The sequence below is a fragment of the Streptomyces sp. NPDC007162 genome (genome assembly GCF_040634175.1).
Classification (GTDB): Bacteria; Actinomycetota; Actinomycetes; order Streptomycetales; family Streptomycetaceae; genus Streptomyces.
On the sequence record NZ_JBEYFC010000500.1, the window covers coordinates 1 to 6,487 of the forward strand.

General features: G+C 71.0%; 5 protein-coding genes. 4 read left to right on the top strand and 1 reads right to left on the bottom strand.

Features of this window, described 5'->3' with window-relative positions; all coding sequences use genetic code 11:
• Positions 1 to 65: 65 nt before the first annotated feature.
• The 3 genes from ABZ646_RS37295 to ABZ646_RS37305 are packed head-to-tail and all read left to right on the top strand — an operon-like array spanning position 66 to position 4,620.
• Entirely contained in the window at positions 66 to 1,238 is a 1,173-nt protein-coding gene (locus ABZ646_RS37295; protein WP_360529337.1) for an HpcH/HpaI aldolase/citrate lyase family protein, read from the top strand.
• Positions 1,239 to 1,267: 29 nt separating this feature from the next.
• Entirely contained in the window at positions 1,268 to 3,808 is a 2,541-nt protein-coding gene (locus ABZ646_RS37300) for a phosphoribosyltransferase (protein ID WP_360529340.1), read from the top strand.
• Positions 3,808 to 4,620, top strand: a complete 813-nt coding sequence (locus ABZ646_RS37305) for an HAD family hydrolase (RefSeq protein ID WP_360529343.1) — start codon at positions 3,808 to 3,810, stop codon at positions 4,618 to 4,620. The genes ABZ646_RS37300 and ABZ646_RS37305 overlap by 1 nt, the downstream gene beginning before the upstream one ends.
• Here the strand turns inward: ABZ646_RS37305 and ABZ646_RS37310 are convergent.
• Positions 4,617 to 4,826 (bottom strand): zinc ribbon domain-containing protein, encoded by a 210-nt coding sequence (locus ABZ646_RS37310; protein WP_360529346.1) that lies wholly within the window; start codon positions 4,824 to 4,826, stop codon positions 4,617 to 4,619. The two genes, ABZ646_RS37305 and ABZ646_RS37310, sit on opposite strands and share 4 nt — an antisense overlap.
• Before the next feature lie 605 nt (positions 4,827 to 5,431).
• On the opposite strand from ABZ646_RS37310, the gene ABZ646_RS37315 reads away from it, so the two are divergent.
• Positions 5,432 to 6,487 (top strand): biosynthetic peptidoglycan transglycosylase (locus ABZ646_RS37315; RefSeq protein ID WP_360529349.1); only part of this gene is annotated, 1,056 nt, incomplete at its 3' end.

Sequence of the window (6,487 nt, forward strand, 5' to 3'; positions counted from 1 at the left end):
ACGTACTATTACCGGCCAGCCTTTACCCGTTCCACAGGCTCAGCAGACCACCGCGGGGGAGTTTTATGCGTCATTTCGGGCACGTCGCCCCTGAGGTGCGACAGCGTCTCTTCCACCAGGAGCCGTGCGTGTTCACCGCCGACTCCCCGGCCCGGCTGCTCTCCGCGGCCCTGGGCGCCACGCTCTACAGTCCGGCCACCCGGCCGCGGCTGGCCGACGACATCGTCAAGCAGGCGGCGCTCGGCGTGGTCTCGATGGTGCTGTGCCTGGAGGACTCCATCGGCGACGAGGACGTCCCGGCGGGCGAGGAGAACCTCGTCCGGCAGTTCGCCGAGCTGGCCGAGCGGGAGCGGGCCGGGACGGAGCTGCCGCTGCTGTTCATCCGGGTCCGCGACGCCGAGCAGATCCCCGACCTCGTACGGCGCCTCGGCGACACGGTGTCGCTGCTGTCCGGGTTCGTGTTCCCGAAGTTCACCGAGGAGCGCGGCATCCCCTTCCTCCAGGCGCTGGAGGACGCCGCGGCGAGCAGCGGACGCCGGCTGTTCGGGATGCCCGTGCTGGAGACGCCCGAGCTGATGTACCGGGAGACGCGCGTGGACGCCCTGGAGGGCATCGCCCGCACCGTCGACAAGTACCGCGACAAGGTGCTGGCCCTGCGTCTCGGCGTCACCGACTTCTGCTCCTCCTACGGGCTGCGCCGGGCGCCCGACATGACCGCCTACGACGTCCAGATCATCGCCTCCGTCATCGCCGACGTGGTGAACATGCTGGGCCGTGCCGACGGCACCGGGTTCACGGTGACCGGGCCGGTGTGGGAGTACTTCCGGGTCCCCGAGCGCATGTTCAAGCCGATGCTGCGCGCCAGCCCGTTCCTGGAGGGGCAGGCCGTGGAACTGCGCGAGCGGCTCATCGAGCACGCCATGGACGGCCTGCTGCGGGAGATCTCCCTCGACCAGGCCAACGGCCTGCTCGGCAAGACCTGCATCCACCCGTCCCACGTGATCCCCGTGCACGCGCTGTCCGTCGTCAGTCACGAGGAGTTCTCCGACGCCCAGGACATCCTGCGGCCGGAACGCGGCGGCGGGGGTGTACTTCGCTCGGCCTACACGAACAAGATGAACGAGGTGAAGCCGCACCGGGCCTGGGCCGAGCGGACCATGCTCCGCGCCGAGGTCTTCGGCGTCGCCAACGAGGACGTCGGCTTCGTGGAGCTGCTCGCGGCCGGGATACCCGGGTGACGGGCCCTAGGGGACGACACAGGGAACGCATGAACATCTCAGCGAACAACGGGGTCTGGTCCGGCAGCTGGGTCGCCGAGCGACTCGGCGTCGAGCTGGCGGGCGACGACGGGCTGCGGGCTCTGCTGGGCCTCGCCCTGCGCCGCAACCCGAAGCGGGCCCACCTGCTGGTCTCCAACGTCCTCGGCAAGCACGTCCCGCAGTCGCCGTCCGTCGTGTACGGCCACGGGTTCGGCCTGGGCCGACGGGTGCGCGAGCTGCTCGGCGAGCGGGAGGCGGCACGGTCGGTGGTGCTGGGCTACGCCGAGACCGCCACGGGGCTGGGTCACTCGGTGGCCGACGGGATCGGGCTCGCGCCGTACCTGCACTCCACGCGGCGGCCGGTTCCCGGGGTGGCCCCCGCGGGCGGCTTCGAGGAGTCCCACTCCCACGCCACGTCGCACCTGCTGCTGCCGGAGGACCCGGCCCTGCTGGCCGGTGACGGCCCGCTGGTCCTCGTCGACGACGAGTTCTCCACCGGCAACACGGTCCTCAACACGATCCGCGACCTGCACGCCCGCTATCCGCGGAAACGTTACGTCGTGGTGGCGTTGGTGGATATGCGGTCGGCGGCGGACGCGGGTCGGCTGGCGTCGTTCGCCGAGGAGATCGACGCGCGGGTGGATCTGGTGGCGGCGGCGTCGGGGACGGTGCGGCTGCCGGAGGGGGTGCTCGAAAAGGGGCAGGAACTGGTGGCGCGGTACGAAGAGGGTGCCGCGACAGGTGGCCGGCCGTCCGCGGCGCCGCCGGGGCCGTTCGCGCAGTTCCCCGCCCCCCTTGCCGGCGCTGCCCCTGAAGCCCACTCCAGGCCCGACCCCCCAGGGGCGCGGGGAACTGCCCACCTCACCCGTGTCGACCTGCACTGGCCCCCCGGCCTCCCCGACGGCGGACGGCACGGCTTCACCCCCGCCCACCGCATACGCCTCGAATCAACCCTGCCCCTCATGGCCGCGAGGCTCGCCGAAGCCCTGCCCCCCGACGCCCGCCGCGTGCTCACGCTCGGCTTCGAGGAGCTGATGTACACGCCCCTCAGGGTCGCCCGTGAGCTGGAGGCCCTGGTGACCGCCGAGGTGCGGTACTCCACCACCACCCGGTCACCCGTCCTGGCCGTCGACGACCCCGGCTACGCCATCCGCAGCCGTCTCGCCTTCCCGGCCCACGACCACCCCGCCGACGGCCCCGGCGAGCGCTACGCGTACAACGTCGCGGGCGCCGGCTTCGACGCCGTCGTCCTCTTCGTCGACTCCACCGGCGACACCCCCGAACTGCACGCCCCCGACGGCCTGCTGGCCCACCTCGGCGCGCATGCCCCGCACGTCCTGCTCGCGGTTGTACCGTCGTACGTCCCCGCGCTGTCCGAAGAGAGCCCCGCCATGCTGCCCGAGCCCCTCCGCGGCCCCGCCTTCTCCTCCTACGCGCCCGACGACGTCGGCTGGCTGCTCCAGGACCTCTCGGACGTCACGCTGGAGGCACCGACCGAGGAACGCGAGGAGGCCATCCAGAGCGGCGGCGCGCACTACGCCGAGTCGCTGCCCGTGGAGTACCAGCCGAGCGAGCAGTACCAGGCCCTCTTCCACGCGGCCCTCGGGACCTCGGCGGCCCGGATCGCGCAGGCGGTCGGGGTCGTCACCGAGACCGTGCTGGCCGAGCGGTCCCCGCGCCCCGTGCTGGTGTCGCTGGCCCGCGCCGGGACGCCGGTCGGTGTGCTGATGCGCCGCTGGGCGCAGTTCCGGTACGGCCTCGACCTGCCGCACTACGCCGTCTCGATCGTGCGCGGCCGGGGCATCGACGCGAACGCCCTGCGCTGGCTGGCCGCCCACCACGACCCGCGGGACGTCGTCTTCGTGGACGGCTGGACCGGCAAGGGCGCGATCACCAGGGAACTGGCCGACGCGGTCGAGGAGTTCGAGGAGCAGGCGGGCGTCACCGGCTTCGACCCGGAGATCGCGGTGCTCGCCGACCCCGGGTCGTGCGTACGGACGTACGGCACCCGCGAGGACTTCCTGATTCCCTCCGCGTGCCTCAACTCGACCGTCTCCGGGCTGATCTCGCGGACCGTGCTGCGCGCCGACCTGGTGGGCCCGCACGACTTCCACGGCGCCAAGTTCTACCGCGAACTGGCCGGGGCCGACGTGTCGGTGGCCTTCCTGGACGCGGTCGCCGCGCGCTTCGGCGAGGTCGTGGACGCGGTGGACGCCGCCGTGAAGGAACTGGCCGTCGCCGACCGCACCCCCACCTGGGAGGGCTGGGCGGCCGTCGAGCGGATCAGCGAGGAGTACGACATCCACGACGTCAACCTCGTCAAGCCGGGCGTCGGCGAGACCACCCGGGTGCTGCTGCGCCGGGTGCCCTGGAAGATCCTGGCGCGGGCCGGGGCGGGCGCCGACCTCGACCATGTGCGGCTGCTCGCGGAGCAGAGAGGAGTGCCCGTGCAGGAGGTCGGCGAACTGCCGTACACCTGCGTCGGGTTGATCCACCCCAAGTACACGCGTGGCGCGACCGGCGCCGACGGCAGGACGGTGAACGTCTGATGACGGTGCTCGTCGCGAGCGACCTGGACCGTACGCTGATCTACTCCGCGGGTGCGCTGGCGCTGACCGTGCCGGACGCTCGGGCGCCCCGGCTGCTCTGTGTCGAGGTGCACGAGAGCAGGCCGCTGTCGTACCTCACGGAGACGGCGGCCGGGCTGCTGACCGAGCTGGGGGACGCGGCCGTGTTCGTGCCGACGACGACCCGGACCCGCAAGCAGTACCAGCGCATCAACCTGCCGGGCCCCCCGCCCACGTATGCCATCTGCGCCAACGGCGGGCATCTGCTCGTGGACGGGGTGTCCGACGGGGACTGGCACGCGCGCGTGCTGGCACGGCTGGCCGACGAGTGCGCGCCGCTGGACGAGGTGCGGGCGTATCTGACGGAGCGCGCCGACCCGCTGTGGCTGCGCAAGCACCGGGTCGCCGAGGACCTGTTCGCCTACCTCGTGGTGGAGCGTGAGCTGCTGCCCGAGGAGTGGGTGAAGAACCTCGCCGTGTGGGCGGAGAACCGCGGCTGGACGGTGTCCCTGCAGGGGCGGAAGATCTACGCCGTACCGAAGCCGCTGACGAAGAGCGCGGCGATGCGGGAGGTGGCCCGCAGGACCGGGGCCGGACTGACGCTGGCCGCCGGGGACTCGCTGCTCGACGCCGACCTGCTGCTGGCCGCGGACCGCGGCTGGCGGCCCGGCCACGGTGAGCTGGCCGACGCCGGGTGGACGGGACCGGCCATCAGCGCGTTGCCGGAACGGGGCGTGCTCGCCGGGGAACGAATCCTGCGGGAATTCCTGAAGACCGTTCGTACGGAGGGTTAACCGCAGCAGCCGCCGCCGCAGCAGCCGCCGCCCTGGGAGGCGGCGGCGGGCGCGGACCTCGCCCCGCCGACCGCAACCGCGGACAGGAGCTTTACAGTGTCTTCATGCCCTTCGGGGCAGACTGCCGGAGCCGACGAGTCGGCCATCGGACGGGCGAGTTCGAAGGTGGCGGCGCAGGTGCGGCAGCGGTACTCGTAGCGGGGCATGGGAACAGGCTAACGGCAGTGATGCGAGAGTGACGGGCATCACTGCACCTCAGAATTTCATGAGTCTTCCTTTCTGTCCGATACTTGTGCGGAGATTTTGAAAAGATCGCTGATAATTTGAGCTGGCCGCGAGGAGCCGAAAGACCGGGGGAAGAGGGGGGCTCGAAGCGCCGCGCCTGTCGCGGCCTGTCCACCCGACCTGTCTAACCGCGCGCGCAAGACCGAGTGCGAGGGGAGACGCAGTCGTGACGGACGCAACGGAGCGGACGGGCGACCCGGAGAAGGGCCATGACCAGGCCAAATCCCGGGGGAAGAAGAAACCGTTCGAGCCGGATGCGACCCTGCATCTGAAGGTCGACGCGCTGCGTGCGGAGCATGCTCTGTGGCAGAAGGGCGACGACGCTCAGCGTGCCCAGGAGGTTGCACGGCAGAAGGCGGAGGCTCTGTGGAACGAGCTGCACGCCCTGCGGGCCGAGGACGGCGACGCCGCGAAGACGAAGGCCAAGGGCGGCGACCGCGCTGGTGCCCGGCGCAAGAAGCCGGATGCGCCCGTCCATGACGAGACCCTGCATCTGAACGTGGGCGCCCTGCGGGCCGACGTCACGATGCAGATCCGGGTGCCCGAACAACCGCGGACCGAACCGGAGTCGGCGACCTCGGCGGGCCGTGCCGAGCGGCGCCGCAGCGCGCGCCTGTCACCGTGGGAACGGGTGCTGGCGGCACTGGCGGCCCTCCGGGCCCTGGTCGGTCCCAGGCTCGCGCCCCTGGCGCCCTACGCGCGCCGGCTGCGGCCGGTGTACCCGCGGCCGGGCCGGGCCGGCTGGCGGCGCTGGATGCCGTCCTGGCGGCAGTGGCTCGGCGCCTGGCTCGGCGGCATCGGGCTGACCGGGATGTTCCTCGTCGTCGCCTACGCGACCACGGACATACCGTCCAACCTCAACAGCTACGCCACCCAGCAGGACAACGTCTACTTCTGGTCCGACGGCACGCCGATGGCCCGGACCGGCTGGGTGCAGCGGCAGGACATGCCGCTCAAGGACATACCCGTGGACGTGCGCTGGGCGGTGCTCGCGGCGGAGAACGAGAGCTTCTACTCGGACCCCGGAATCTCCGTCAAAGGCATAACTCGCGCTCTGTGGCGGACAGTTGGCGAAGGAGACACCGAAGGTGGCTCCACCATTACCCAGCAATACGTGAAGAACGTCTATCTCTCGCAGAACCAGACGGTCAGCCGTAAATTCACCGAGGCCATGATCTCCCTCAAGCTCGACAACAAGATGAGCAAGGACCAGATCCTGGAGGGCTACCTCAACACCAGCTGGTTCGGCCGCGGGACGTACGGCATCCAGCGCGCCGCCCAGGCCTACTACGGCAAGGACGTCAGCAAGCTGAACGCGAGCCAGGCCGCCATGCTCGCCTCACTGCTCAAGGGTGCCGGACTCTACGACCCGACGCTCAGCAAGGCCAACCACAAGCGGGCGGTGGAGCGCTGGTCCTGGATCCTGGACCGGATGGTCAAGATCGGCAAGCTGTCGCCGGCCGAGCGGGCCACGTACACGACGTTCCCCGAGCCGATCGCGACCAACAAGGTGTACGACACCGGCAGCCAGAGCGACTACCTGGTGGAACTGGCCCAGCAGTACGCCAAGAAGTCCGCCCAC

What these genes read in the sequence shown, in the direction of transcription:
- ABZ646_RS37300 (WP_360529340.1), top strand. Translation starts at nt 1,268, where the DNA reads ATGAACATCTCAGCGAACAACGGGGTCTGGTCCGGCAGCTGGGTCGCC.
- ABZ646_RS37310 (WP_360529346.1), bottom strand. Translation starts at nt 4,826, where the DNA reads ATGCCCCGCTACGAGTACCGCTGCCGCACCTGCGCCGCCACCTTCGAA.
- ABZ646_RS37305 (WP_360529343.1), top strand. Translation starts at nt 3,808, where the DNA reads ATGACGGTGCTCGTCGCGAGCGACCTGGACCGTACGCTGATCTACTCC.
- ABZ646_RS37295 (WP_360529337.1), top strand. Translation starts at nt 66, where the DNA reads ATGCGTCATTTCGGGCACGTCGCCCCTGAGGTGCGACAGCGTCTCTTC.